We start from the raw sequence: 26,780 nt of genomic DNA, 5'->3' as shown, positions 1-26,780 counted from the left end.
ATGTTCCGGACCGCGTCGATCAGCCTGAGCCTCGAAAGGAGAACCAGATGAACCGCATCGTGCGATCGCTGCTCCTCACCCTGGTCGTGCTCGTGAGCGCTGGGACCGGCCCGATCCGCGCGGACGAGCCCAAGGTCGTGTTGTTCGAGGATCCGGCGCTGGAAGCGAACCGGCTGCATTATCCGCTGCTTATCTCCGACGGCCGCGGCTTCCGTATCCGCTGCAAGGATCAGGCGGATGAGGAAGCGGTGATCCGCGGGCTTGGCTTCGCGACGGTTCCCTCCGAGGTGCTGACCGCCGTCGACAGCGCGATCGTCGCGGCGGATCCCGCCGCCAATCCGCTGCTGTGTCCGTCTAGCGAGACATATCCAATCAAGGTGTTCGCGCACGACAATGGCAGCGGCCTCGTCTACTATCTGCAATTCCCCTCCGACTTCGGCGCGTCGACATTTTCCGACCGGCTCTATATTCCCGGCTGCGCGCCGCTGGTCACCGAGCTGAAGCTCAATCTCGACCAGGCTCTGAATGCCGACCCGACGCCGTTCTTCGTCGGCAAGATACACACAATCGCGTGCCTCGCCGGCGCGCCGCTGGTCGACAAGCCGACGACCTTCGCGAAGTGGTGCGTCAAGGGCGACCGCACGCCGGCCGAAACTGCGACCGTGATGGCGGTGCTCGATTCAACGCCGGGTGGGGTCTCGGCGCTCGGGAACCCGGCCGCATGCGCGACCGCGCAGACCTTCCTGGAATCGATCACGGCGCTGAACCTCAACGGCAAGGGTGTGCAGTCGCTCGAGCCCATTGCGGTGCTGACGACCCTCACCAGCCTGTCGATTGCCGACAACTCGATCGTCGACCTCGGGCCGCTGACCAGGCTCAAGACGCTGACGTTCCTCGACATTTCCGGCAATCACGTCGGCAACATCAACGCGCTGGCGCCGCTGACCGCGCTGACAAGGGCCGACGTCTCCGACAACGACATCACCGACATCCGCGCGCTGTCGGCGCTGGCGCATCTGACAAACCTCACGCTCGACGACAACAAGATCGCGAGCCTTGAGCCACTGCAGTTCCTGCAGGCGCTCTCGACACTGTCCATCGCCAACAACGGACTAACGGGCGACATGCTCGATCCGCTCAGCGCGCTCGGCGGTCTGACCAGCCTCAACCTCGCCAACAACAAGATCGAGACTTTCGCCAATCTCGGCAGCTTCCCCTCGACGCTGACCATCAAACTCAGCGGCAATCCGATCGTCGCCGACGGCGGGCAGAGTTTCGTCGACCTGTGCGTGCTGCACCGTGACGCGCCGACCCCGCTCGGGCAGACCGTCCGCGCCATGGTCGAACTGGAGGGCGGCGGGACGTGCTTGGCTGTCGGCAACAAGCTGCTGGCGACCACGGCGCTCGACCTGTCGTCGAAAATCGTCAGCGACCTTCGTCCGCTCGCCACCTTGCCGCAACTCACCTCGCTCAACCTGTCGAGCAATGCCATCACCGACATCACGCCGCTCAGCGGCCTGACCAACCTCGGCACGCTCAACCTTTCCAAGAATTCGATCACCAATGTCAGGCCGCTGGCGGCGCTGTCCGGCCTGATCAGCCTCGACGTTTCCGACAATCCCGTACAGGCGACCGACTTCCTTTCGGCATGCCTGATGCGCAATCAGACCGACTTCCTGACGCCCGCGCAGGCCGCGGAAGTGAACGCTCTGCTGTCGATATCGGGCAAAACCGTCTGCGGCAGAGCCTATGACGATCTCAGCGCACGCCAGTTCGCCGATGCGAAGAACCGCGGTTTGACCAGCGTGTCGCTCTTCCCGGTTATGCGCAATCTCACCTCCATAGACCTGTCCGACAACCAGCTGTCGGATGTCTCGGCGCTATCTACGGTGCCCGGCCTGACGAAGCTTTGGATCCGCAACAACAAGATACCCTCGATCCAGGGCGTCTCGCAACTGCGCCGCCTCGAACAGCTGAACATCGACGGCAATCCGCTGTCGAGCCTGATCGGCATCGGTATGCTCAACAAGCTGACCAAGCTCTATTTCTCGAACACGAACGTCCAATCCGTGTCGCCGCTGGCGGATCTGCCGCTGCTCGACGACGCCGGCATGCGCAACCTGCCGCTCCAGTACGCCAGCTTCGCCGAATACTGCATCGTCTACCGGTTCGATTCGATTGCGCTCGGCGACGCGCGCGGCTTCATGGCGGCGCTCGACAGCCGCATGCAGGCCGACCATGTCGACAGCGCCGATTGCAGCGCGGCGCAGAACTGGGCGCAGTCACTGACCAGCCTGACGCTGAACAAGAAGTCGATCATCGCCGTCAACCCCGTCGTCCATTTCCGGGCGCTGGGCGAACTCAACCTGTTCGACAATCTGATCACCGACGCATCGCCGATCGCGTCACTGACTGGACTTCAGAAACTGAACCTGGCCACCAACCGGCTGTCGGCGATCCCGCGCTTCGGCTCGAGCGGGCTCAAATACATCTACCTGAACGACAACCAGATCTTCAACGTGGGCAATCTGTCGAACATGCCGGCGTTGTCGAATGTCGATCTGCGCAACAACCGGGTCTTCAATGCGCTGCCGCTTGGCTCGCTTCCAGCGCTGTCGATCGCCGATCTGAGGGGCAACCGCATCGAGAACTTCGTGCAAGTCCAGCCGGTGATCGCAAAGTCCTATCTCGGCGACAATCCGGTCTGCTCCTTCCCGCAGCCGCTCCTCCCGCAAGTCGCCGAAGCCTGCAAGCGCGAGCCGCCGCGCATCATCGATGTCAACATCCACGTGTTCGACGAAATTTCCGTCCGGCCCGCGGTCGTCTGTCCGGGACCCGGCTGCTTCCAGCTCCGGGACCACGTCAACGTCAGCCCGTTCATTCATCAATAATGCCCGCATTTCGGAGAGGTAGTCCCATGTTCGCAAAGACCTTTGCCACTCTCGTAGCCCTTACCGCTGGCACCGCACTGCTCGGATGCCCGGCCCGCGCCGCAGACAAATCGGCGACCTCGATCGTGCAGTTGCCCGCGGCGGGCGGCACCGTCACGCAGGAAGAAGGCAGCTTTGCGCTAAACAACAACACGGGATCGGCGAACTTCACCCTACCGCTGCCCACCTTGCCGACGCGCGGCCAGTTCGGGCCGCAATTGAGCCTCACCTACAGCCAATTCGCGGGCGATACCGGCAACGGTCTCGGCATCGGCTGGCAGTTCAACACCCAGGCGATCGCCGTCAACGACGATCTCGGCACGGCCGTGCCCGGCACCAAGCCGGACGGCGATTTCTTCTCCCGCCTGTCCTACATGGGCGCGCGGCTGGTCTTTCTCGGAAACCAGAACGGCGTCTGGGAGTACAAGCCAGAATACTCCGAGGATTTCGTCAAGATCCTCTACCACACCGGCCCGTTCGACGTCGTTTCGCTCGACCTAACGGGCGGCCCGCACACCGACACCATCCCCTCGGGCTTCGAGGTGACCAACGCCGACGGAACGCGGCTTATCTTCAGCGGCGATCCTTCCGTGGCGGAGGGCAATTTCGACAGCGCCAAGCCCTATGTCACGAAATGGCCGCTGGTACTGCAGCTCAACGCCAACCGCGAGGCCGTCCGCTACGATTACCAGCGTTTCGGCGGACGCAGCTACCTGACCAAGGCCAGCTTCGCCGGCGGCCAGAGCAGCTATCAGTTCGACCTGATCGAGACGCAATCGACGCTGGTCAGCCACACCAACGGCAGCAAACAGGCGAACGCCCGGCTCTACGGCAAGGTGACCGCCCGGTTCAAGGACACCGTCTATGCCCAATGGTGCATGGGATATATCGGCCGAGATACCGGCGACACGTCGAAGTTCGTCGTCCGGGCGCATCCGGACTGCCTCGCGAAAGCCCAGGCCGACCTGACGCCGCTCATCGACACGCAGTCGGTCAATGTGCTCGACCAGCTTCGCGTGCTCTACCGCTATGGCGACACCGGCGGCGGGGCGCTGGCGCAATCGACGCTGAAGTTCCCGGACATCCACTTTGGCTATTCGTCATGGACAAGCGCCGAACTGGCATCGCGCCCCGTGGTGTTTGAAGCGCCGAAGATGGCGTTCGCCGGCGACATCCCGCCGCAGAATTTCGAGTTGGCCGACCTCAACATGGATGGGCTGGTCGACATCGTGCAGACCAAGGATGATGGCGCGACTGTGCACCTGGGCAGCGGCGACCTGAACAGCGCCTTCGGCGAAACGACACAGCTCGTGCTGTCGCGTCCGACGGAAGCCGGACTGATGCGCCAGATCGCGCCGCGGCTCACCGACAACCGCTTCGCCTTTGCCGATATCCTCGGCGACAGCTTCGTCGACATCGTCGAAATCGAAGACGGGCTGATGCACGTCTATGACGGCAAGGCCGACGGGACCTTCCCCTATCTCGGCCGCTCGATCCCGCTGCCCGGCGTGTCGCCGACGACATTCGCGGGCGGAAACGGCCGCTTCGCCGACCTCAACATGGACGGCCTGTCCGACATAGTCACGACGCGCCTCAATGCCAACGGCCGCACCGAATGGCGGATTTTCCTCAATCTGACCCGGCGGGAGGCCGATGGCGGTCACAGCGTGAATTTCGGCGCGCTGACCAAGGCGTTTCCGTTCAACAGCCAGGACGGCCAGATACTCGGCCGCAACAATGTGCGGCTGGTCGACATCAACGGTGATCGGCTGCCCGATCTGGTCGTCATCCGTCCGGCCGACCAGGGCTTCTGCCTCTACGAGAACCAAGGCAACATCTTCTCGACGGATCCGAATGCGCTCCTGTTCGGCGACGCCGCGATCAACGATCCGGTCTGCGGTCACGGCACCTTCTCGAAGATCGGCGGCATGCAGCCCGGCGATAGCCTCACCACGATGTGGTACATCGACGCCAATGGCGACGGCATCATCGATTTCGCGTCGATGGGTCAGCGCACCGACCAGATGCGCATCTGGCTCGGCTTCGGCGACGGCACCTACCTGAAGGATCCGCTCACCATCGCGCTCAACCTGCGGGTTCAAGTCGGCACGTCGACGCAAACCTTCGCTTCACGCGTCGCCGACATCGACGGCGACGGCCAGGACGAAATCATCGTGTTCCAGAAGCCGTCCGGCGACGAGGTGAAGCCTGTCGTCGTCATCGACTTCAACCGTACCGACACGATGCAGCTCGTCAAGGCCAACCTGCTCACGGTCGTCGACTTCGATTCCGGCCGCAGGCATGACATTCGCTACGCGACCTCGATCGACGAGATGCTGCGCGACCGCGCCAACGGCCAGCCGACGCGCAACCTGCACTTCCCCGTTGTCGTGGCCAAGCAGCTCGTCACGTCGCAGGGCATACCCGGGCAAGTTCGCGCCCAGGTGCAGACGGACGAATTCTTCTACCACAATCCGTTCTATGATGTGATCAACCGACGTTTTATCGGCTTCTCGGAGGTCGAGAAGGTCGCTTACGGCGACGAGAACACGACCGGCCAGCGCGTCACGCAGCGGTCAAGCCTCGATCGCGAACAGTATTACACCTTCGCGGAAACGGCGGCCGACCTGAACCTTGCCGGCAAACTGAAGATCCGCAAGACCTATGAAGTAAAGCCGGAGGCGACGCTCGTGGCCAGCGCGGAGACGACCGAGACGCTCGATCCGTCGGCGGCGGCACTGCATTCGCTGTCGACCGCCACGCGCAGCCAGAAGCTGCCGACGACCGGCATGATGCTGAAATGTGAATCGACGGTCTGGGAAGCGTTTTCGCGCGGCGACGGCTCGTCCTATCTCAGGAAGGTCAAGGAGACGCTGACCGAGTCCGCCGGCGAGGCCGAGCAACAGGACGCGGCAGATCCCGAATGCAAGGACCCGGTCAAGACCCAGACCTACGCCGGTTTTGACGAGTTCAACATGCCGGCGTCGGAGACCGTCAGGGTGCGTAGTATTCCGGGCCCGGAGGGCCTGACGGTTCCGGGCTTCAGTCGCACAACCCAGACGGACTACGTGCAGTCGCGCGCCGACCTGGCGGCCCTAGGCATCGTCAACGCGGCGTCCGAGCGGCGCATTCTCGCAGGAACGCGGCTGCTCAGCCGTGAGAACTTCACCTATCTGCCGGATTCCGGCGGCCGGATGGGGTCGAGAACGCTTGAAGTGCTGTCGGGACTCGGCGCCCTGCCGCCGGCGCTCGAGCCGTTCCGCAATGCCAGCCGCAAGCTGGCCAAAACCATGGCCTACGACGTCTTCGGCAACACAATCTCGATGTCGGACGACCTCGGGCAGACGGAGGGCGTCACTTACGAGGCGACCGGCACCCTTCCGCTTAGCCATGTCAGGATGGCCGGCGGCGCCCCAGAACTCAATCAGGTCACAAGCATGACCTATGATGGCCCCCGGGTCGGCGCGGTGCGGACAATGACGACGCCGCTCGGCATGGTCGTCACTAACGACTACGATGCGCTCGGCCGCCGGATCCACGAGGCGGCCGCCGACGGCGCCGAGAAATTCTACAACTACAAAATCGGCGAAGGCGGCTTGCCGTCGCTGATCCTCACTTCGAAGCGCCGCTACAAGAGCGCGGCCGAGACGCCGGAAGGCGAAAGCGAGTTCATAGCCGAACTGGCGGCATACAATGCACGCGGCGACCAGATCGCCGATCTGGAGAACGTCGCTGAGGGCGGCGTGAGGGTTATCAATTTCTCGCTCTACAACCGCAATCAAAAGCAGATTTTCCGCTGGACGCCGTTCGTGGTGAAGAGCTTTGGCGGCGTCGACGATCTCAACCTGCAAAAGGTGTTCGATCTCGGCGACATTCCGCGCCCGGATCACGAAATCGGCAACGCCTATACCTATGACGCCGCCGGCCGTATGGTCCGCGAAACCCATCCGTCGGGCAAGGTGTCCGACATGACCTTCGGTCCATGGGGCACGCACACGGTCACAACCTACAACGACCAGTTCGACGGTATCGTTCACAGCGGCGAGTATTCGCTGAAGAACGAGAACGGCGTGACGGCGTTCATCGCCAGCGACGGCGCCGGCACGACGCACGTATCGCGCTTCGTGCGCGACAGCTTCGGCTATCTCAGCGAAATCTGGCTGCCGGGCGAGACGACGCCGCGGCGGCTGATCTACAACTCGGTGGGCGACATCGAGCTGCAGTCGACCCCGGCAATGGGCGACCGGTACAGCTTCTACGATTCACGCGGCCGGCTGTCGACGATCGCGCGCATCGGCAGCAATGGCGAGACATCGGTCCAGACGTTCACCTATGACTTCCTCAACCGCAAACTGACGGAGGTGAACGATGGGGTGCTGCACCTCGAATACCGCTACGACCGCGGCGTTCAGGTCGCGTCGGCCGCTGGTTTCGAGACGCCGATCACCTTGCCGCTCGACAAGACGACGGCGGTCGTCATCCACGATCCCAACGGAAAGTTCGACGCCGTTCAACGCTACGCCTACAATGCGAACGGCCGAATGGTGGCCAACGAAGTGGAGATTGCCGGCGCCAAATACGCCGATCACTTCCACCACACGCTCGACGGACGCATCGATGCGTCCGAAGGCCCGCGCGGCCTGGCGTCGAGGTTCGCGCTCGGCCCCGACAAGAACCTGCGGTCCGTGACCGTGTCGCATCCGGACTTTGCAGGCCCGCAGAAGGTGATCGAGAACATCACCTACAATCCGGAAGGGCGCGTCGCGCGCATCGACTACAGGCTCGGCGCCTTCACCCAGATGACCTATGACCCGGCAACGCTTTTCCTGACCCACATCGTGTCTCGAGCGGGAAGTCCGCTGCAGGATCTGACGATGACCTTCAATTCGAACGGGTCAATCACCCAGATCGTCGACGCGTTGGCGGGAAGCGCGGGCAACGACGGACACGTCGACCGTTCCGGAACGTTCCACTACAACTTCAAGAATGAACTCGTCCGCATGGACCGCTATGGCCAGCAGGCGGAGTTCGCGTATTCGCCGGCCGGAACGTTTGCCCGCAACGACGAACTCGATCCCGGCGCGACGATGATGGCGTCGTCGGCTGCATCGGTCACCGGTCTCGTTCCGGCGGGCACGGCAGCCAAGCCCTATGCTTTCGATGGCTTCGCGCAGCTCGCGAAATCGCCGACCTTGACTGGAACCGTCTTCGACATCAACGGGCGGCTGATCCGCGCCCAGACGGCAACCAACGAAGTATTTTACGGCTACGACCAAACGGGGCGCCGCCTTTACAAGAAGGTCGTCTCGGTCGACGGATCAGCGCCAGAGCAGCTCTATCTCTACCCGGTCGAGACGTTCGAGATCGGTCCAAAGGGCGATGAGAGCTACGTCAACGTCGCGGACTCAAAGCTCGTTCGCCTCGAACACGGCACCGGCAAGTGGTTTTACTACCTGAAGGATCACATCGAGAGCAGCGACTATGTCATCGCCTCGGACGGCACTCCGGTCGAACAGATGCTCTACAAGGCATATGGCACCGAACATAAGCCCGAGTCGCTTGCTCCTGCCTGGGCCACCCACCTGACGGACGCCGCCGCCGCGCTGCCGCGCGAAAAGACCCACCATCGTTTCACCGGCAAATATCTCGACGACGATACCGGGCTCTACTACTATGGCGCGCGCTATTACGATCCGGCGCTCGGGCGTTTCATCTCTCCCGATCCCCTCTATGTCGGCGATCCCGAGCGCTGCACGGGCAATCCGACTTCGTGCAACCTTTTCGCCTATGCCAACAACAACCCGATGGCCTATATCGACCCAACCGGTCTCAAGGAGATCGTGGCGGGCGACGCGGCCTACAGGCGGCAGGTCGAGGAAGACTTGCAGCGCACCGATCCGACCGCTCGCGTCGACAGCAAGACCGGCGAGGTCTCGCAAAGCTTCCTGCACGGGGTCTGGCTGGACATCAAGAACTTCTTCGTTCCCGGCACCGGAATGGATACGGGCCGCGACCTGACCCGTCGAGTGATCGACGATCCGCAAACGACGACGATCCAGAACGAGGCCGGCGTCACCGCGGCACGCAACAAGGATCCGACGGTGAACCCGCAAACGACGGCAGGCGACGTGATCATCGGCTATGACCCGGCGACGGCGCGGACGCGCACATCCGTCGAATTCGACAAATCGACGGGAACGACGGCCTCCAATCCTGCGGACCCGGGCATCGTGTTAGCGCACGAGCAGATCCACGCCTCGCACCGCATGGCCGGCCAACATTCGGGGCGGGCGCCGGCGACCTACACCAGCGTCGACGGCAAGTCCTACACCTCTCCCAACGAGGAGGCGCGCACAATCGGCGTCGGCGGCACGTCGCGGCCTGACGACATAACAGAGAACCAGTTGCGCGACATGCTCGGCATAAAGCCGCGCGTGCATTGGTAGTCAGAGGCCGCGACACAGGATGGAGACAGTAACATGCGAACGTTCTCACCTCTCGCGCGGATGCTTGCCGCGATGGCAATCGTCGCCACGACAGCGGCTTCGGCGCAATCGATGAGCCCGCGATTCAAGGAGCCCCAGGCAGTGCCACTCGATTTCCTCAAATGGATCGGCAAAAGCACCGACTGGCTCGAACAGGAGATCGCGGCGCTCGGCGGCGCAGGCAAGCCGACGATCCACGGCGACATTCTCGAGACGGACGATCTCGGGACGCTCAAGGCCGCGAACCGGGTCCGCGCGTTCGCTTTCCTTGCGGCGAAGGGCTTGCGGCCTCCCTACTTCGACCTGGCGGTGGCGGCCGCGGATCAAACCATCCGATGCGTCACGCAGTATCCGGAAAGCATCGCGCCAGACATCGGGGCGATGGACTTCGCAAAAAAGTCATTCCCGGCTGCGGCTGCGGATCAGGCTGAGCTGAAATCCTGCACGGTCGCCGGCACGGGTGGAGATTTTGCCGGACTTGACCGGGCAACCTATCGGGATCGCTACTTCAACGCCTCAGGCACATTGAAGCCGGAATTCCGCGACCTCGGTGACGATCCCGCCTTCAAGGCCAAGGCGATCGATGAGGGCTTCTTCCTGACAACGGAGGACTATAGCGGCCTGTTGCAGCTGGACCTGCATTAGGCGGTTGCGACGCAGCAGGCAACAGCCGCGCCGGCGAAGGTCGAGCTAAACGCCCGTCCCGCTCGCGGCCTGCCTCCAGGTGGATTTTTCTCCAGACTGGGACGGATCTGTTTTTCGCATGAGCAAAAAGGTATCGCCATTACGGTTTTGCTTTTGCGGGGTCCCGATGGCTGACGAGACGATGTAGGCTCCGGAACAGGTTCCCTTCGAGGTCACCGAAACGTATTGGGAGGTCCGAACTCGAAGATGGCATCGGACTATGCCTTCAAGCCAGCCACAGGGCGGCGCTCGGAGCCTAGGTTTTTCCGCGGGTCAGCAACTCCGGCATTCGGCTCTTCGACGGTTCGAGGAGATTGGAATGCCGGCGCCACGAGAGCTGACCATAAGACAAATAAGACAGATGCTGAGGCTTGCCCGCGACGGGTAAGCGCGCGCGAGATCGGGCGGACGCCGGGCGCGGCGCGCAGCAGGGTCCAGGACAATCTCGGCGGGCGGCCGCGGCGGGCGGAGCCGACCCGCTCCGCACACCGCTCAACTTCGCACTCGCGTGGAGCATTGATCAGACGTCGAAGAAGACCGTTTCGTGTTCTCCCTGAAGATGAATGTCAAACACATAGACGACGGCGCCGTCGCGTTCCTCGCGCTTGGCGATCAGCGTGTCGCGCCGTGATTTCTGCTCGATCAGGCCGAGTACGGGATCGACGGAATTGGCTTGCTCTTCGTCGGAGAAATACATTCTCGTGTGCAGTCCGATATTGATGCCGCGCGCCGCGATCCAGACATTGATATGCGGCGCCATCGGCCGGTGACCCTCGCGGCCGACGACCGATCCCGGCTTGATCGTTTCGAAGGAATAAAGTCCGGTCTCGAAATCCGACCCCGAGCGCCCCCAGCCGCGAAAGGTGGCATCGACGGGTTTCTCGCGCTGGCGGTCGGCGGGATGATTGTAACGGCCGGCGGTGTTGGCCTGCCAGATCTCCAGCAGCGCATCCTTGAGCGCGGTGCCGGTTCCATCGAAGACGCGGCCCTCGATGCGGATAGGCTCGCCCTTCGTTTCCGGGGTGGTCAGCACGTTCGAAAATTCGGTGTCGAAGATATCGAAGCCGGCCTGGTGCGGTATCAGGCCGATATGGACGTACGGGCCGGCCGTCTGCGAGGCGGTTTCCGCGAGATAGGGGAGAGACCGATTCATGGGTTAGTTCCCTTCGAGTCTGTTTTCAAAGAGGGTGGAACGGCGCCCGCGGAGCACGATGTCGAAGCGATAGGCCAAGGTGTCGAGCGGCACGGAGGCGTTGAGATCGAGCGGCGCGATCAGCCGATCGATGGCGGCCTGGTCGGGAATCGTCTTGACGATCGGGCAAATTTTGATCAGCGGATCGCCCTCGAAATACATTTGGGTGATCAGCCGCTGGGCGAAGCTCAAGCCGAACAGCGAAAAGTGGATGTGCGCCGGCCGCCAGCTGTTCACGAAGTTGCGCCACGGATAGGGACCAGGCTTGATAGTGCGGAAGGAGTAGTGGCCGTTCTCATCCGTGAGGCAGCGGCCGCAGCCGCCGAAATTCGGGTCGATCGGGGCGAGGTAGGCGTCCTTCTTGTGCCGGTAGCGGCCTCCGGCATTGGCTTGCCAGAACTCGACCAGGGTGTGGGGCACCGGCCGGCCGTCTTCATCCAGCACACGGCCGTGCACGATGATGCGCTCCCCGATCGGATCGCCGGTTTTTGCGTAGTTACGGATCAGATCATTGTCGATCTCGCCGATCTCGTTGTGGCCAAAAACCGGTCCGGTGATCTCGGACAGGGAATTCTGGATCGACAGCAGCGCGTGCCGTGGCGAGCGGGCGATGCTGGTCTTGTAGTCAGGCGTCAGCGCCGGGGGTTGGATCGACCGATCGCGCTGATAGAACTCGCTTGGTGCATCGGTCGGCAGAGCCGTCTTGCTTGTTTGTTGATGCATGGCAACGCCCTGCATGGGATCGTCTCCTCGTTGTGGGTGATTACCGGGCTTTCGGAGAATGAATGCGCCTAGACGCCTGCGGGCGCCTCCTGCAGTCGTGATGCGAAGCGGGCTTTCGTCTTAGCTTTGACCTCTTCGACGCTGACCCCGTCGGCGAGCTCGATCAGGGTCATGCCTGCGCCCTTAGCCTTATCGATGGTGAAGACGCCGAGATCGGTGATCACCATGTCGACAACGCGGGCGCCGGTCAGCGGCAGGTCGCAGGCATCGAGCAGTTTTGGCGATGCCGAGCCGTCCTTGTTCCGGGCCACATGCTCCATCATCACCACAACCTTCTTGACGCCGGCGACCAGATCCATGGCGCCGCCCATGCCCTTCACCATCTTGCCCGGGATCATCCAGTTGGCGAGATCGCCGTTCTCGGCCACCTGCATGGCGCCGAGGATCGAGAGATCGATATGGCCGCCCCGGATCATGCCAAATGAATCGGCCGAGGAGAAATAGCTGGAGGTCGGCAATTCAGTGATCGTTTGCTTGCCGGCGTTGATCAGGTCGGCATCCTCCTCGCCCTCATAGGGGAAAGGGCCCATGCCGAGCATGCCGTTCTCCGACTGCAGCTGCACGCTGATCCCGACCGGGATGTAGTTCGAGACCAGCGTCGGGATGCCGATGCCGAGATTGACGTAGAAACCGTCCTGCAGCTCCTTCGCGGCGCGGGCGGCCATCTGCTCACGGGTCCAGGCCATTGGCGTGCTCCTTATGCTGCCACGCGGGCGCGGGTGGAGCGCTGCTCGATGCGCTTCATCGGGTTCGGCACATGCACGATGCGTTTCACGAAGATGCCTGGCGTGTGGATATGATCGGAGTCGATCTCGCCGGCCGGCACCAGATGCTCGACTTGGGCGACGGTGAAGCGCGAGGCGGTCGCCATCATCGGGTTGAAGTTGCGCGCCGTCTTCCGGTAGACGAGATTGCCCTCGGTATCGCCCTTCCAGGCATGGACGATCGAGATGTCGGCGAAGAGGCCGCGCTCCATGATGTAGCGCTCGCCATTGAATTCGCGCTCCTCCTTGTCCTCGGCGATCAGCGTGCCGACGCCGGTCTTGGTGAAGAAAGCCGGGATGCCGGCGCCGCCGGAGCGGATGCGTTCGGCAAGCGTTCCCTGAGGGTTGAATTCGAGCTCGAGTTCGCCGGCAAGATATTGCTGGGCGAAGAGCTTGTTCTCTCCGACGTAGGACGAGATCATTTTTCGGATCTGCCGTGTCTCGAGCAGCGTGCCGAGCCCGACACCGTCGACGCCGGCATTATTGGAAATGACGGTCAGGTCCTTCGCGCCGGAGGCCCGGATCGCGCCGATCAGCGCTTCGGGAATGCCGCATAGCCCGAAGCCGCCGGCCATGATCGTCATGCCGTCCTTCACGACGCCGGCAAGCGCCGTTTCGGCGTTGGGGTAAACCTTCTTCATCTATCTGTCTCCTTTCCTTTTTCCTCGGTCGAATCATCGGCCAGGTCGCCGCCGAGAATGTCGCGCGCCCAGCGGAAGGCGGCGTTCGCTGCAGGCACACCGGCATAGATCGCGCTCTGAAGGAGCAGCCCCTGCAGTTCCGATCGGCTCACGCCGTTGCGCAGGGCGGGGCCAACATGGAGCTTGAACTCCTCCTCGCGGTGCAGTGCGACCATCATCGCCAGCGTCACCAGCGAGCGGGTCTTCCACGGCAGGCGTTCATCGCCCCAGATCTCGCCCCAGGCTGTCCGCGTGATGAAATCCTGCCATGGCTGAGCGAAGGTTCCGGCCTGGGCGAGCGATCGCTCGACATGAGCTTCGCCCAGCACGCTCCTGCGGTTGAGAAGTCCGGCTTCGAATGACACGGCGCCCGGCGCATGCCCGCTTTCGCGATGGCGATCGAGGAAGGCGAGGAGATGCGCCGCGACCGCCTGAGCCTGCTCGATCGCGAGAAGATGCGCTGCCTTGGGCAGGATGACGAGCTCGGCCTGCGGGATCAGCATCGCGATATCGTCAGACGAGCCTACCGGCGTCGCCTGATCGTCGCGTCCGGCTATGATCAGGGTGGGCGCACGGATGTGACCGAGCGATGGTCGCAGGTCCATTCGGCTGATGGCGTCGCAACACGCGGCATAGCCTGCCGGGTCAAGACCGGCGAACGCCTCCAGAATGGGCGCGGCCGTGCCGGGCGCCGAGGTCAGAAACTCGGGCGTGAACCAAAGCTGTCTCATCGTGTCGACAAGAGGCGCCAGGCCCTCGCTCCGCACCAAAGCGGCGCGCTCCCTGAAGCCGTCAGGGTTGGGCACGCATGCGGCTGTTGCCATCAGGGTCAAGCTCAGCACTCGATCCGGGGCGCTGCTTGCAAGCGCCTTGGCCGTCATTCCGCCGAGTGACAGGCCGACAATGTGAGCGCGCTCGATTGCAAGCGCGTCCAACAGTCCGAGCAAATCGTTCGCGAGATCGTTGATGGTGATCGGTTGATCCACCACTTGTGAACGCCCATGGCCACGCGTGTCGTAGCGCAGAATCCGGTATCGGCCGCGCAATGCCGGCGCGAGTGCGTCCCACATCGTGAGCGAGGTTCCGATCGAGTTGGAGAACGCAACGACCGGAGCGCCGGTCGGACCGGAGAGCTCGTAGAAGAGCTGGACGCCGTTGGCCTTGATCATGGGCATGCTGAAGTCGCTCCAATTTCAGCCGAGGCCTGGAGGCGTTCGAGGTCGGCCAGGGCGTTGCTGGTCCAGAGTCCAGCCGACCTGATCGCTGATGTGAGATCGAAGGCGGCGTCGAGATCGGTGGTGTCGGGGAATTCCGTCATGGCGCGAAGCGCCTCGCCCAGGCTGATGCCTTTTGCGCGCACCCGTTCTGCTGCTCGCTCCACAAGCGCGTGCGCCGCCTCGCGGCCGAGACGCTCGGAAAGCCGGGATGCGGCGGCGTCCGCAAAGAGAAGGCCGCGTGTGAGATCGAGATTTGACCGCATGCGCTCAGCATCGACGGTCAGGCCTGTCGCGATCGCAATGGCCTCACGCAAGGCGCCGGAAGCGAGCCCGAATAGAGGCGGCAGCGCGTGCCACTCCGCATGCCAGAGCCCGGCAGGGCGTTCGTGCTGAGCAGCCATGGCGTCCAGCAGAGTGATCACATGGCCCTTCGCGGCCGCATGGGCGGCCAGGATCACCGTCGACGAGACCGGATTTCGCTTGTGCGGCATCGCGGACGACCCGCCGCGACCGGCAATGTGAGGTTCGGCGACCTCGCCAACCTCGGTTGAGGACAGATGCACGACATCGGCCGCCATCTTGGCGAGCGCTCCGAGCAGCGTTGCGAGCCATGTCCCTGTCTCAACGAGCCGTGCGCGGCGCACATGCCAGGAGACTGACGGCGCGCCCAGGCCGAGCTCCTCGGCAAAACCGGTGAGAACCTCTGGCCCTCTTTCGCCAAGGGCTGTGAGGGTCCCGACGGGTCCGGCAAGCGAGGCAACGCAGATGCGCTGGCGAATGTAGGGCAGCGCAGAGGCGAGATCGGCGATCCCAGCGGCCCAGATAGCGGCCTTGAAGCCGAAGGTTATCGGCGCGGCGTGTTGGCCGTAGGTGCGGCCGGCGCAAGGCGTATCGCGATGCCTCCGTGCCAGGCGCGCGAGCGCGTCGAGGACTACCCGTATGTCGGCTGCGACGAGGTCGAGCCCCTCGCGCAGCTGCAGCATGAGGCCGGTATCGGCGATGTCCTGCGTCGTTGCTCCCTTGTGAAGGAAGGGCTCCAGGTCGTCGGGCAGCTTGCTCTGAAGCGCCTTCACGAAGGGGATGATGGGGACGCCGGAGATGGCGGTCCTTTCGCCGAGGTCGTCCATGTCGAATGCGTCAGGGCCGATGCGCTCGATCGCCGGCGCGAGCGACGGTGGGACGAGGCCGATTGCGGCCTGGGCGCGGGCGAGAGCCGCTTCGGTGCGCAGCAAAGCCGCGAGCCGTGCTTCGTCCGAAAATACGGCGCACATCGTCTCTGTGGCGAAGAGCGGTCCGAGCAGCGCTGAATCGAGCGCGGCGAAACTCATGACTGAGCGCCCGCGCCGGAGGGAGCCATCGGATGGGTCTCGCGCAAGCCCAGCAGTTGACGTGCTTCGGCCGCTGTCGCCCGGCGCCGCCCATGGCGTACGACGGTTTCGGCGGCGATCTGGACGAGTTCGGCGTTGCTGGCGGCGAGCCGTTCCTTGGCGATGCGGATATTGTCCTCGAGTCCGGTTCGGACGGCATCAGCCCCGCGCTCGAGTGCCCATTCCATGACGGGAGCCTGAAAGCGGCCGATGCCAGCCGCTGTCCAGGTGGCCTTGGGCAGAATCCGGCGGAGTTCGCCGAGCATGAGATCGAGCAGATGCTCCTCCGCCGGCATGGCGTTCTGTATGCCCATGACGAACTGGACGTGGGGATGATCATCCATCAGACCGGTCTCGACGAGGCGGCGCGCACCATGCAGATGCGACAGGTCGAAGATCTCGATCTCCGGCCGAATGCCGTTGTCGCGCATTTTCGTCGCGAGGTCGGTCACCAGCGTCGTATGGTTTTCGTAAACGATGGTCGGGAAATTCACCGAGCCTGTCGAAAGCGAGCCCATGTCGGGCTTGAGACAGAGCGCCGAGCCGCGCGCGCCTGGATCACGCCCCCGCCCGCCGGTCGAGAACTGCACGATCATGCCGGGGCAGTGTTTGATGATACCGGCCTGCACGGCGGCGAAACGCTCTGGATCCGATGACGAGCTTTCGTCGTCATTGCGCACATGGATGTGCGCGAGCGTGGCACCCGCCTCATAGGCCTGATGCGTCGACTCGATCTGCTCGGACGGCGTAATCGGAACGGCCGGGTTGTCGTTCTTGCGCGGCACCGAACCGGTGATGGCGACGGCGATGACGACGGGGTTCATTGCGGGTGGCCTCCCTCAGGCAAATCGTTGCGTCCGAACAAGCGGCGCGGTCGTTTGAGCCCCGGCAGCGGCCCTCGCGCTGCCGGGGTGCTGGCGCTAGAGTTCTGCCAGGTCTCTGGCGCTCATCCGGCCTGCCGCCAGGGCCGCCATGCGCACTGGCGCATTCGGCGCGCCGTAGGAGTCGTAGCCGCCGATCCGCTGCACGATCTCGAAGTAGAAGCGGTCCTCGAACGGCATCGTGTAGAAGTGCAGGAACTCGCCGTCGCCGACGCGATCGTAGAGGATGTTAGCGTCACGAAGCATGGCGAGACGATCGTCGTCGAGACCGAAGCGGGCCTGGATGTCGTCGTAATAATTGACCGGGATAGGCAAGATCACGGCGCCACGCGCTTTCAGGCTCGTTGCGGCGGCAAAGATATCGTTCGTGGCAAGCGCGATGTGATGGACGCCAGCGCCGCCATAGTTCGAAACCGAGCGCGCAGTGACCGTGTTGCGGCTTTCCGAGATGTTGAGCGGCATGCGCAACGTGCGTTCGGGGTTCGACACAGCCTTGCTGCGCACCAGCCCATAGGGATCGGCCAGGACGACCGGCGCTTCGGGCTCAAGGCCAAGCACCGCGCGGTAGAAAAGCACGCTTGGATCGAGCTGGCCGTCAGGCAGCGCCTGCGCGATGTGATCGATCCGCGTAAGGAGAGCCGGCAGCGCTGCCGCGTCCGGATCAATTTCGAAATCGGTTTCGAAGTCGGCGGCGATCTCGCGGTCCGTAAAATAGATCACGCTGCCGGCGTCCGACCGGATGGCCGGGATGGCTAGTTCATTCGGCCCGACTCGGCCGTCGAAGCGCGCAGCACCATAGGCTTCGGCGCGACCAAGTGCCGCCAGTGCATCGTCCGTTTCCAGGGCCAGCGCGCAAACGGAGGGCCCATGCACCAGGAAATAAGAGGCGGCGAAGGAATCCGGCTCGCGGTTGACGACGATGCGAATGTCACCCTGGCCGAACAGGCTAACCTCTTTTGAACGGTGCCTGCCCAGATGCCGGAATCCCAATTGTTCGAGGAGCGCTGCGAAGGGCCTTTCGCTGCGCTGGTCGACGGCGAATTCCACGAACCGGACGCCGCTGATGACGGGAGGTGGCGGCGGATCGAAGAGCTCCACGCGCCGGCGCCGCGCCTCCGAGGCGTTCTCCTGGCGTACTGGCTGCTTGCGCGCCTGCTCTTCCAGAAAGCGCAGAGAGCGGAACGCGTCCTCCGCGGTGAGACGCGGCGGGGCGGAGCGCGTCTCGTCGCTGAAGATCTCAAGCGAGATCGTGCCGGAATAGCCGGTGGCCAGAACAGCCTGCAGGAAACCAGGGACGTCGAGGTCGCCCTGGCCGGGGAAGGAGCGGAAATGCCGGCTCAAGGTGAGCGGGGTCATCCCAAGCCGCGGCGCGTCGGCAAGCTGGACGAAAAAGATCCGCTGGCCGGGCAAATTCCGTAGCGACGACCAGTCGTCGGGCAGCGCAAGCGTATGAAAGCTGTCGAGAATGAGGCCGATATGAGGGTGGTTGACCGTCTCGACGATGCGCCAGGCGTGGTCGAAGGTGCGCACCCGGGTGCCCCAGGACAGCGCCTCATAGCCGATCTTGAGCTGATGACGCGCCGCCCGCTCGGCGAGCTCGAAAAGCTGCGCTGCGGCACGCCCATCGTCGTCCGCGACATCGGTCCCGACATTCGAGCAGACGAGCATCAGCGGCGCGCCGAGTTCGCCCATCAGATCGAATTTCCGTTCGGCGCGGACGAGATTGCGCTTGTGCTGCTCGTCGCTGACCCCCTCGAAGTCGCGGAAGGGCTGGAACAGATCGATTGTCAGCCCAAGATCGGCCGCATAGCGCCGCACGTCGCGGACCGGCCCATCGTGGAAGAGAAGATCGTTCTCGAATATCTCGACGCCGTCGAAGCCCGCGGCTGCGATCGCCTCCAGCTTTTCGATCAGCCTGCCGCTCAACGACACAGTCGCGATCGACTTGCGCATCCGTAGTTCCTCCCGTCCATTTTTTGAGCGTTGATCGCCCGCGGTCGTCTTGATGTCGGGCAGGTCAACGATCCCTCTTGACATGAACGTACTAGTTCGTACATTTTATGTCAATGCAAAGTTGGCCCGGCGATCCAACGCCGGGTCGGAGGAAATCCAGGGAGGAAGACTGCATTGCGATTGCATGCGGGCAAGCCGCTGTGCGGCTGCCGAGACGGACGGGCGTGCGCCGCGGTGAAGGGCCAGCTTGTTGTTCTCAACGGGCCCAATCTCAATCTGCTCGGCAAACGACAACCCGAGATCTATGGCCGTGAGACGCTCGCCGATATCGAGGCGCTGTGCCGGCATGCCGCGAGCGAGCTGGGCTTCGCCCTCGACTTCAGGCAGAGCAACGCCGAGCACGAGCTGATCGGCTGGATCCACGAGGCCCGCGAGAGTGCTGTCGGGCTCGTGATCAATCCGGCCGGTTATACACACACCTCGATCGCCCTCATGGACGCGCTCGCGACCTGCGCCTGTCCGGTCATCGAGGTGCACATCACCAACATCCACGGCCGCGAGTCCTTCCGGCATCACAGCTACGTCTCACGAGTCGCGACGGGCGTGATATGCGGCTGCGGTATCGAAGGCTACGCGCTGGCGCTTCGGCGCCTCGCCATACTCCTCACAAAGGCAGCCCCATGATGGACAAACGGCCAGCCTCCTTTCTCGTCGGCCTGATCGGCTCCGGCATCCAGGCGTCGCGGACGCCGCCGATGCACGAGCGGGAAGGAGACGCGCAGGGCTTGCGGCTCATCTATCAGCGCATCGATCTCGAACAGCTCGGCCTTGGCGCCGATGCCTTGCCCGACCTGCTGCTGGCGGCCGAGCGGATGGGATTTGCCGGGCTCAATGTGACGCATCCTTGCAAGCAGGCGATCATCCCATATCTCGATGAACTCTCGCCCGACGCGGCGGCGCTCGGAGCGGTCAACACCGTCGTCCTTCGTGATGGAAAGCGCTTCGGCCACAACACCGACTGGTGGGGTTTCGCCGAAAGCTTCCGGCGCGGACTGCCCGGCGCATCGCTTGGCCGTGTCGTTCAACTGGGCGCCGGCGGCGCCGGCGCGGCGGTCGCCCACGCTCTGATGACCTTGGGCGTCGAGGAACTGACCTTGTCGGACGTCGATCCGTCGCGGGCAGAGGCCGTTGCGGCCTCGCTTAACGAGCGCTTCGGCCGCAACGCGCTGTGCCGGGTTCGCGTGTCCCGCAATCTCGCCGCCGACATGGCCTCGGCCGATGGCCTCGTCCACTGCACGCCCACGGGCATGGCCAAGTATCCCGGCCTGCCCTTGCCGCAAGAGCTGCTGCGGGCGGAGCTCTGGGTGGCGGAAATCGTCTATTTCCCGCTTGAAACCGAGTTGCTGCGCGGCGCGCGCCGGCTCGGCTGCCGTACTCTCGATGGCGGCGGCATGGCGGTCTTCCAGGCGGTCGAAGCCTTCCGCCTGTTCACCGGCGTCGCGCCGGACCCCGAGCGCATGCTGCGCCATTTTACCGAACTCGGCTCGACTGCGGCGAGGAGCGCAGCCTGACCCGCGATCACCTCAACAACAGTGCAACGGAGGAGACCTGAATGACCACTGTTAGTGAATACTCACCGGACTCGCGGGGAGCCGGCCCGGAATCGAACAGCGTCAAAGCGCCGACGAAGGCGGCGCTTGCGAGCTGGATCGGAAGCGCCGTCGAGTACTATGACTTCTTCGTCTACGGCACCGCCGCGGCGCTGATCTTTCCGAAGATCTTCTTTTCGGCGGCCAATCCCCAGGCGGGCGCCATTGCGTCCTTCGCGACCTTCGGCGTTGCCTATATCGCCAGGCCCTTCGGCGCCGTCGCACTCGGGCATATCGGCGACAAGTTCGGCCGCAAGAAGGTTCTGACCTTCACGCTGCTTTTGATGGGCTTTTCGACATTCATCATCGGTTGCCTGCCGACCTATGACCAGGCGGGCATCCTGGCGCCGATCCTCCTCGTCACCGCGCGCCTGCTGCAGGGCATCTCGGCCGCCGGCGAACAGGCCGGAGCGAATTCGATGACGCTGGAGCATGCGCCGCCCAACCGGCGGGCCTTCTTCACCAGCTTCACGCTGGGCGGGACGCAGGCCGGCCTTATCCTGGCGACATTCGTCTTCATTCCGATCTCCAAGCTGCCCGAGGCCGATCTCCTGTCCTGGGCGTGGCGCATCCCCTTCTTCCTGAGCGTCGTCGTCGTTGCCGTCGGCTATTGGGTGAGGCGGACGCTGCCGGAAACGCCTGTGTTCCTCGAAGAGGCGAAGAAGCACGAGACCGCGAAGCTTCCGTTCGTGACCCTCGTTAAGGATTATTGGCCCGAGGTCCTGCGCATCATCTTCGCCGCCCTCATCTCGGTGGTCAGCACCATCTTCAGCGTGTTCACGCTCTCCTACGCCGTCAACACTATGCATATCGATCGGGCGACCATGTTGACGGTTCTGGTGCTTGCCAATCTGGTGGCTCTGGCCGCGATTCCGGCCTGGGCGATTGTTGCCGACCGCATTGGACGCAAGCCGATCTTCATCCTTGGTGCGGTCGGCTGCGCGGTTCTAATCTGGCCGTACATTTGGGCAATCAGCCAGGGTAACGTCCCGCTGATCTTCGCTCTCGGCATCCTCCTGTCGGGCATCGTCTACAGCGCCTCGAACGGCATCTGGCCCGCTCTCTATGGCGAGATGTTCGACACCCGGGTGCGGCTCTCCGGCATGGCGATCGGAACGCAGATCGGCTTCGCCCTTGGCGGGTTCGCGCCGACCATCAGCGCGGCGCTGCTTAGCGATGGGCCGGCTGGCTGGATTCCCGTCGCGGCCTTCACCAGCGTGACGGCGATCGTCGCGGCGCTGTCGGCCGCCACCGCGCGGGAGACCTATAAGACGCCGATGAGCGAGCTCGGCCGGAAGTAGGCGTGCCGGTCATGCAAGACGAGGGGTCTGCCCCTCGTCTCCAGTCGGAGCGCCGAAGCGTGTGACACGTTACAGCGCGCGATAGGCCAGCCTCTGGTGCTTTCTCGCTACGATTTCCGAACGAGCGCAAGCACTGCATCGGCGATCATCTTCTTGTGCCGAGCGCGTCGTCCTGGTTCCGAGAGGTCGACGCCAAAAATCTCACTGAAGGTGTACTGATTGGCGACACGGAAGAAGCAGAGAGCGCTGATCGCCATGTGCACGTCGACCGCTTCCAGATCATCGCGGAAAAGGCCCGTCGCCTGGCCTCGGGCCAAAATACGGCCGATGACCTGAAGTGCCCGCAGATTGATCTGCCGGATCGAGGGTGCCTTCGCGAGGTGCTTGGCGTGATGGATGTTCTCGATCGCGACGAGGCGCACGAAATCGACATGGGTGTCGTCATTTTCGAAGGTCTGCTCGATCAGACGACGCAGAGCCTCTTCGGGCTCGAACGCATCCAGATTGAGACCTTCCTCAATCGCTCGCACATCGGCATACGCCTTCTCGAGCACGGCAAGATAGAGTCCTTCCTTTCCGCCGAAATAATAGTAGATCATACGTTTCGAAGTGCGCGTCCGCTCGGCGATGGCGTCGACGCGGGCGCCGCTGAACCCGATTGTGGCAAATTCCTCCGTCGCCACCGCCAGGAGCTCCGCCTTCGTTCGCTCGGGGTCATTGGTCCGGGTACGTTCAGGCGAAAGGCGTTTGCGCGATATCGCGGATGCTTCCATTAAACGGACCAAACAGGTGAGCCAAAATGCTGGCTATGGTATTTGCGGCGTATCGGCGAATCTCGCGCGGCTATCGCAAGAATAACGTACGAACTCGTACGTTCAAGCCAATTTTGCCTGCTCGCGACGGGGCGGACCGACGCTGCCGGGCCGGCGAGCAGACTCCCAGCTCGTCGACTATGCACTGCAGTGGAAGCAGAATAGACACAGGGAAAATGGAAACAGCGAATACATCGAATCTTAGTTTGGCACCATTTGACGGCGCTTCTCCACTTTTATAGGGCGCACTTGGAGGTATTGGGGTGAGCTTTGTCGTGCCGCATTCGATCATCGGCTGGTTTATCGTCTGCTGGGGCGCCGTTTTAGGGCTCGTTTGGCTCCAACCTTCCTTCCTGCATTCCAAGCGCGTCGCTCATGCGCTCCGGGAACGTACTGTGAAAGTCCGATGATGTCTCTCCTTCGGCCACCAAGGCCGGAAGGAAAACGAACGATCGAAGGAACTTTTTTGGGGGGCCGTTTGCGGTCGTTCGCCACGCTGCAAAAATTGCACATTTGCTGGGCATTGCTGGGAAACCAGGCGGCAGAGGAGGTGGCGCGATCAATCCGCAAGCCCTTCTTCTGGAGATTGCATCCGAACCGCGAACTCACTACGGCAAGGGTATTTCCCTCTGCGGGTTCAGGACGCCCTTCTTGGTATCGTCGCGGGCGCCGACCATGTACTGCACGAGTTCCTCCGTGTTCGTTTCGGCGGTTACCTTCTCGGCCACCTTGCGCCCGCGATGCATGACGATAATGCGATCGGTGACTGCGAACGCATCGGGCAAGGTGTGCGTGATCAGGATTACCGGCACGCCGTGCTCGCGTAGCCGGCGGATCAACTCGAGCACCTTCTGCTGCTCGGGAACGCCGAGATTGTTGGTCGGCTCGTCCATGATCATCAGCTTGGCGTCCCAATAGACCGCCCGCGCGATGGCGACCGCCTGGCGCTGGCCGCCGGACAGGTTCTCGATCGGCTCGGTGAGGGTCGGAAAGTGGATCCGCAGCGACTCGAGCGTCCGGCGTGATTCCCGCAGCATCTGCTGGTCGTCGAGCGTCTTGATCAGCCCGCCGAAATGGCGCTTTTTCACCTCGCGCCCCAGAAAGATATTGGCGCCCACATCGAGATTGTTGGCGAGCGCGAGGTCCTGATAGATGGTCTCGACGCCGTGGCGGCGGGCGTCGATCGGATGCGCAAACTGCGCGGGCTTGCCTTCAAAGAACATCTCGCCTTCGTCGGCGTGGTAGACGCCAGATATGCATTTGACCAGTGTCGACTTTCCGGCCCCGTTGTCGCCGAGCAGGCCGACGACTTCGCCGCGATTGATCTCGCAGCTCAGATTGTTCACCGCCACCAGGCCGCCGAAACGCTTCGTGATGTTTCTGAGCGAGAGAAGCGGCTCGGTCATGTCTCTTCACTCCTGCGGTGACGACCGCCAATCAGGTCGCGAGACTGGTCGATCAGCACCGCGACGATCACGACCGTTCCGACCACGATGAACTGAAAGAAGGCCTCCACGTTGAGCATCACCAACCCCGTCGTCAGGACCGCGATGATGAGGGCCCCGATGACTGTCCCCATCACGGTTCCGGCGCCGCCGAACAGGCTCACGCCGCCGATGATCACGGCCGCGATGGAGGACAGAAGAAGGGGATCGCCGATGACCGCGGAACCGGCGGTGAACCGAAGCGTCGACAGGAAGCCGGCTATCCCCGCGGTCGAGGCGGAAAGGATGTAGAGCTTTATGATGTGACGATCGACCGGTATGCCGGTACGCAAGGCCGCTTGCATGCTGCCACCGATGGCATAGGTATGCCGACCGAACTGGGTTTTGCGGAGGAGGAAGACGGCGCAGGCGACGACGCAAGCGGTCACGATGACCGGATAGGGCAGGATCGTGTCCATCCGGCGCAGCAGATCGCCGCTTACATCCGGCCGTTCGAGGAAATAGAAGCCGCCGCCTTCACCCCAGATGTAGTATAGAAGCGCGTCATTGCCATAAGCGCGAATTCCCGCCGGCAATCCGATCACCGTCGTATTCTCGGACATGAGGTAGGCGACGCCACGCACGATGAACGAGGTACCGAGCGTCACGATGAACGCCGGGACCTTCAGCTTGGCGATGATGACGCCGTTGATGAAGCCGACCACCGCCGCGCCGCCCACGCCCGCGATCAGCCCGACCAGCACCGAAGGAAAAAGCGGCATCCCGCTATCGAACGCCCAACGCAGAGCGAGTGCCGACAGGACCGAGGCAAGACTCATGACCCATCCGACCGACAGATCGATGCCGGCGCCTATGATGACGAAGGTCTGGCCCAGCGCAAGCAGCAGCACCGGAACGATCGCGACCAGAATGTTCTGGGAATTGCGGATGGTGAGGAAATGGACCGCGCCGCCGCTGACTAGCGGCACTGTGACGACGAAGAAAAGCACCATAAGGGCAAGGAAGAGCCACGCCCAGATGCGGCTGGCCAACAGGGCGAAACGCTGCGCAGGCGTCCAGATCGCCGCTGGCTTCACCCCGGCGGGCAAAACAATTCTCGACCCGCGATCGACCACGTACCGGTTTCCTCGAAACTATGGAGGAGTGAACAGGAACCGAAATCAAATCGAGGGCGCCGTGCAAGAGCACCCTCGACTCTCTTCACCCAGGCCAGTTTATTTCCCGGGAACTTGATAGATGAAGCGAGAGATCGCGGGGTCCGTTACGTTCTCCTTGTTAATGATGGCAAAGCCTGTCTCGACGCGCCGTGGCAGGCTGGTCACCCCGGCCGCGTCGGCCACCGCAAATTGCACCGCCATGTAGCCCATGTCGTAGGGCTTCTGCGCCAGCACCAGCGTAACCACCCCCTTGTTCAGCAACTCGATGGCCAGCTTTGTCGCGTCATAAGCGACGACCTGGACATGGCCGCCGAGCCCCGCATTTACCACTGCCGCGCCAGCCCCTTGCGCGCTGAAGACGTTGGTGCCGAACACGCCAGCGAGTGCGGGTTCGCGTTCGAGCACCGCGGCGGTCTGCTGCGTGGCCTTGTTGGGGTCGTCGAGATTGTAGTCCGGCCCGAGCACCTTGATATTCGGGTACTCCTTGTCCATCACCTCCTTGAAGCCCTTCTCGCGGCCTTCAACGGAGCTGACGTTGGGGTTCGTCGAATTGATGTAGACAGTGCCTTTTCCGCCGATCGCCTTCGCGAGCCCGCGCGCCGAAATACGGCCGCCCTCGGTATTGTCCGAACCGATGTAACTGATCGGGAACTTCACCGGGCCGTTGACGTAGTCACCATCCCCGAGAAAGGTGTCAACGGTGATGACCTTGATGCCGGCGTCGACAGCCGCCTTCAATGGGCCGATCATCTGATCCTTGTCGGTCGGCGCGGTAATGATGTAGTTCAGGTCGCCGCGGGCAACCATGGAATCGAGGATCGGCGTCTGAACATCGACGCCCCAAGTCGGCGGGACCTGCGTGACGACGTCAACCCCGAGATCTTTCGCGGCTGCCTCAACTCCGACCTGCATGACCTGATAGAATGGATCGACGACACCCGGCAGGAAGCCGATCTTGATCTTCGCGGCGGCGTGGGCGCCGTGTGACGCCATGGCCAGAGTCACTGCGGCCGCGACCGCAAACATCGCTTGTTTCCGTAGCATTCTTCTCTCCTCCCTCGACTGCTTCTAGCGGCGAAAAATCGGGCAGAGGAATCCGCTGCAATGCTGAATCGTTTCAGGCGCCTATCGCTGATTGCAGGAATACGAGCGTTTGATTGTGTCCAGTCGATAAGTCCCTTCAATGATCACGCCGCAACGTCCGTCGCTGCCGCTCAGGGCCAATTAACCCGTAACGCATGCTATGATGCACATGCACTATAGCATGGATCAGCAGGACCTTGCATTTGGTCTGCGGTGCCCGTTAGTTCGCGGCCACCGAATTCGGCAAAGCAGTCGTTCAATCACAAAAAGTCTAACGACCAGTCTTGTGAAGATCCTATGGGGATGGAAGGCGACCGGCGCTCTGCCAGAGTGAAGTCGCCAAACATCACCTGGAGGTCAGCATGCAAGCCAACACCACCAAAGCCCCGGCCGCGAT

General features: G+C 63.0%; 18 protein-coding genes. 6 read left to right on the top strand and 12 right to left on the bottom strand.

What is annotated here, in order from left to right:
* Positions 1-47 precede the first annotated feature (47 nt).
* Genes RFN28_RS27015 through RFN28_RS27005 form a run of 3 tightly spaced genes read left to right on the top strand, consistent with a single transcriptional unit; the run spans position 48 to position 10,060 of the window.
* Positions 48-2,891, top strand: coding sequence for a leucine-rich repeat domain-containing protein (locus tag RFN28_RS27015; protein ID WP_320290225.1), 2,844 nt, complete (start codon positions 48-50; stop codon positions 2,889-2,891).
* 26 nt (positions 2,892-2,917) lie between these two features.
* Positions 2,918-9,376 carry an RHS repeat-associated core domain-containing protein gene (locus tag RFN28_RS27010; RefSeq protein ID WP_320290224.1) on the top strand — a complete coding sequence of 2,153 codons (6,459 nt, stop codon included), beginning with the start codon at positions 2,918-2,920 and terminating at the stop codon, positions 9,374-9,376.
* A 33-nt stretch (positions 9,377-9,409) separates the two neighbouring features.
* Positions 9,410-10,060 carry a hypothetical protein gene (locus RFN28_RS27005; RefSeq protein ID WP_320290223.1) on the top strand — a complete coding sequence of 217 codons (651 nt, stop codon included), beginning with the start codon at positions 9,410-9,412 and terminating at the stop codon, positions 10,058-10,060.
* A 559-nt stretch (positions 10,061-10,619) separates the two neighbouring features.
* On the opposite strand, the gene pcaG is transcribed toward RFN28_RS27005, so the two are convergent.
* From pcaG to RFN28_RS26965, 8 genes are all read right to left on the bottom strand, one after another.
* Complete coding sequence (gene pcaG, locus RFN28_RS27000; protein ID WP_320290222.1) at positions 10,620-11,252, bottom strand: protocatechuate 3,4-dioxygenase subunit alpha; 633 nt, start codon at positions 11,250-11,252, stop codon at positions 10,620-10,622.
* A gap of 3 nt (positions 11,253-11,255) precedes the next feature.
* The gene (pcaH, locus tag RFN28_RS26995; RefSeq protein ID WP_320290249.1) at positions 11,256-12,014 is read right to left on the bottom strand and encodes a protocatechuate 3,4-dioxygenase subunit beta; all 759 of its coding nucleotides are present in this window, start codon (positions 12,012-12,014) and stop codon (positions 11,256-11,258) included.
* A 68-nt stretch (positions 12,015-12,082) separates the two neighbouring features.
* A complete protein-coding gene (locus RFN28_RS26990; protein ID WP_320290221.1) occupies positions 12,083-12,760 on the bottom strand; it encodes a CoA transferase subunit B in 678 nt (225 codons plus the stop codon).
* Positions 12,761-12,771: 11 nt separating this feature from the next.
* Positions 12,772-13,479: a CoA transferase subunit A gene (locus RFN28_RS26985; RefSeq protein WP_320290220.1), complete on the bottom strand. Its 708-nt coding sequence runs from the start codon at positions 13,477-13,479 to the stop codon at positions 12,772-12,774.
* Positions 13,476-14,693 carry a bifunctional 3-oxoadipate enol-lactonase/4-carboxymuconolactone decarboxylase PcaDC gene (gene pcaDC / locus RFN28_RS26980; protein ID WP_320290219.1) on the bottom strand — a complete coding sequence of 406 codons (1,218 nt, stop codon included), beginning with the start codon at positions 14,691-14,693 and terminating at the stop codon, positions 13,476-13,478. Before pcaDC ends, RFN28_RS26985 begins: the two co-directional genes overlap by 4 nt.
* A complete protein-coding gene (locus tag RFN28_RS26975; protein ID WP_320290218.1) occupies positions 14,684-16,063 on the bottom strand; it encodes a class-II fumarase/aspartase family protein in 1,380 nt (459 codons plus the stop codon). The genes pcaDC and RFN28_RS26975 overlap by 10 nt, the downstream gene beginning before the upstream one ends.
* Positions 16,060-16,926 carry a 3-oxoadipate:acetyl-CoA acetyltransferase gene (locus tag RFN28_RS26970; RefSeq protein WP_320290217.1) on the bottom strand — a complete coding sequence of 289 codons (867 nt, stop codon included), beginning with the start codon at positions 16,924-16,926 and terminating at the stop codon, positions 16,060-16,062. The genes RFN28_RS26975 and RFN28_RS26970 overlap by 4 nt, the downstream gene beginning before the upstream one ends.
* Positions 16,927-17,022: 96 nt before the next feature.
* Entirely contained in the window at positions 17,023-18,936 is a 1,914-nt protein-coding gene (locus RFN28_RS26965; protein ID WP_320290216.1) for a bifunctional sugar phosphate isomerase/epimerase/4-hydroxyphenylpyruvate dioxygenase family protein, read from the bottom strand.
* Between the two features lie 234 nt (positions 18,937-19,170).
* On the opposite strand from RFN28_RS26965, the gene aroQ reads away from it, so the two are divergent.
* From aroQ to RFN28_RS26950, 3 genes are read left to right on the top strand one after another with little or no spacing between them, the layout of a single operon-like run.
* Positions 19,171-19,620: a type II 3-dehydroquinate dehydratase gene (gene aroQ / locus RFN28_RS26960; protein WP_320290248.1), complete on the top strand. Its 450-nt coding sequence runs from the start codon at positions 19,171-19,173 to the stop codon at positions 19,618-19,620.
* Entirely contained in the window at positions 19,620-20,507 is an 888-nt protein-coding gene (locus RFN28_RS26955) for a shikimate dehydrogenase (protein ID WP_320290247.1), read from the top strand. Before aroQ ends, RFN28_RS26955 begins: the two co-directional genes overlap by 1 nt.
* 41 nt (positions 20,508-20,548) lie before the next feature.
* A complete protein-coding gene (locus tag RFN28_RS26950; protein ID WP_320290215.1) occupies positions 20,549-21,886 on the top strand; it encodes an MFS transporter in 1,338 nt (445 codons plus the stop codon).
* A gap of 107 nt (positions 21,887-21,993) precedes the next feature.
* Here the strand turns inward: RFN28_RS26950 and RFN28_RS26945 are convergent, their stop codons facing one another.
* From RFN28_RS26945 to RFN28_RS26930, 4 genes are all read right to left on the bottom strand, one after another.
* Positions 21,994-22,569, bottom strand: coding sequence for a TetR/AcrR family transcriptional regulator (locus tag RFN28_RS26945; RefSeq protein WP_430678970.1), 576 nt, complete (start codon positions 22,567-22,569; stop codon positions 21,994-21,996).
* A 737-nt stretch (positions 22,570-23,306) separates the two neighbouring features.
* Complete coding sequence (locus tag RFN28_RS26940; protein ID WP_320290213.1) at positions 23,307-24,104, bottom strand: ATP-binding cassette domain-containing protein; 798 nt, start codon at positions 24,102-24,104, stop codon at positions 23,307-23,309.
* Positions 24,101-25,135, bottom strand: coding sequence for an ABC transporter permease (locus tag RFN28_RS26935; RefSeq protein WP_320290246.1), 1,035 nt, complete (start codon positions 25,133-25,135; stop codon positions 24,101-24,103). The genes RFN28_RS26940 and RFN28_RS26935 overlap by 4 nt, the downstream gene beginning before the upstream one ends.
* 222 nt (positions 25,136-25,357) lie before the next feature.
* The gene (locus RFN28_RS26930; RefSeq protein ID WP_320290212.1) at positions 25,358-26,326 is read right to left on the bottom strand and encodes an ABC transporter substrate-binding protein; all 969 of its coding nucleotides are present in this window, start codon (positions 26,324-26,326) and stop codon (positions 25,358-25,360) included.
* Positions 26,327-26,780 lie beyond the last annotated feature (454 nt).

Source organism: Mesorhizobium album (genome assembly GCF_033977205.1).
Taxonomy (GTDB): Bacteria; Pseudomonadota; Alphaproteobacteria; order Rhizobiales; family Rhizobiaceae; genus Mesorhizobium; species Mesorhizobium album.
The sequence above is the reverse complement of the archived record's forward strand: the minus strand, read 5'-3'. Positions and strand labels throughout refer to the sequence as shown.

Coding starts and splice junctions, on each gene's coding strand:
- RFN28_RS27015 (WP_320290225.1), top strand. CDS start 48: ATGAACCGCATCGTGCGATCGCTGCTCCTCACCCTGGTCGTGCTCGTG.
- RFN28_RS27010 (WP_320290224.1), top strand. CDS start 2,918: ATGTTCGCAAAGACCTTTGCCACTCTCGTAGCCCTTACCGCTGGCACC.
- RFN28_RS27005 (WP_320290223.1), top strand. CDS start 9,410: ATGCGAACGTTCTCACCTCTCGCGCGGATGCTTGCCGCGATGGCAATC.
- pcaG (WP_320290222.1), bottom strand. CDS start 11,252: ATGAATCGGTCTCTCCCCTATCTCGCGGAAACCGCCTCGCAGACGGCC.
- pcaH (WP_320290249.1), bottom strand. CDS start 12,014: ATGCATCAACAAACAAGCAAGACGGCTCTGCCGACCGATGCACCAAGC.
- RFN28_RS26990 (WP_320290221.1), bottom strand. CDS start 12,760: ATGGCCTGGACCCGTGAGCAGATGGCCGCCCGCGCCGCGAAGGAGCTG.
- RFN28_RS26985 (WP_320290220.1), bottom strand. CDS start 13,479: ATGAAGAAGGTTTACCCCAACGCCGAAACGGCGCTTGCCGGCGTCGTG.
- pcaDC (WP_320290219.1), bottom strand. CDS start 14,693: ATGCCCATGATCAAGGCCAACGGCGTCCAGCTCTTCTACGAGCTCTCC.
- RFN28_RS26975 (WP_320290218.1), bottom strand. CDS start 16,063: ATGAGTTTCGCCGCGCTCGATTCAGCGCTGCTCGGACCGCTCTTCGCC.
- RFN28_RS26970 (WP_320290217.1), bottom strand. CDS start 16,926: ATGAACCCCGTCGTCATCGCCGTCGCCATCACCGGTTCGGTGCCGCGC.
- RFN28_RS26965 (WP_320290216.1), bottom strand. CDS start 18,936: ATGCGCAAGTCGATCGCGACTGTGTCGTTGAGCGGCAGGCTGATCGAA.
- RFN28_RS26955 (WP_320290247.1), top strand. CDS start 19,620: ATGGACAAACGGCCAGCCTCCTTTCTCGTCGGCCTGATCGGCTCCGGC.
- RFN28_RS26950 (WP_320290215.1), top strand. CDS start 20,549: ATGACCACTGTTAGTGAATACTCACCGGACTCGCGGGGAGCCGGCCCG.
- RFN28_RS26940 (WP_320290213.1), bottom strand. CDS start 24,104: ATGACCGAGCCGCTTCTCTCGCTCAGAAACATCACGAAGCGTTTCGGC.
- RFN28_RS26935 (WP_320290246.1), bottom strand. CDS start 25,135: ATGGTGCTTTTCTTCGTCGTCACAGTGCCGCTAGTCAGCGGCGGCGCG.
- RFN28_RS26930 (WP_320290212.1), bottom strand. CDS start 26,326: ATGTTTGCGGTCGCGGCCGCAGTGACTCTGGCCATGGCGTCACACGGC.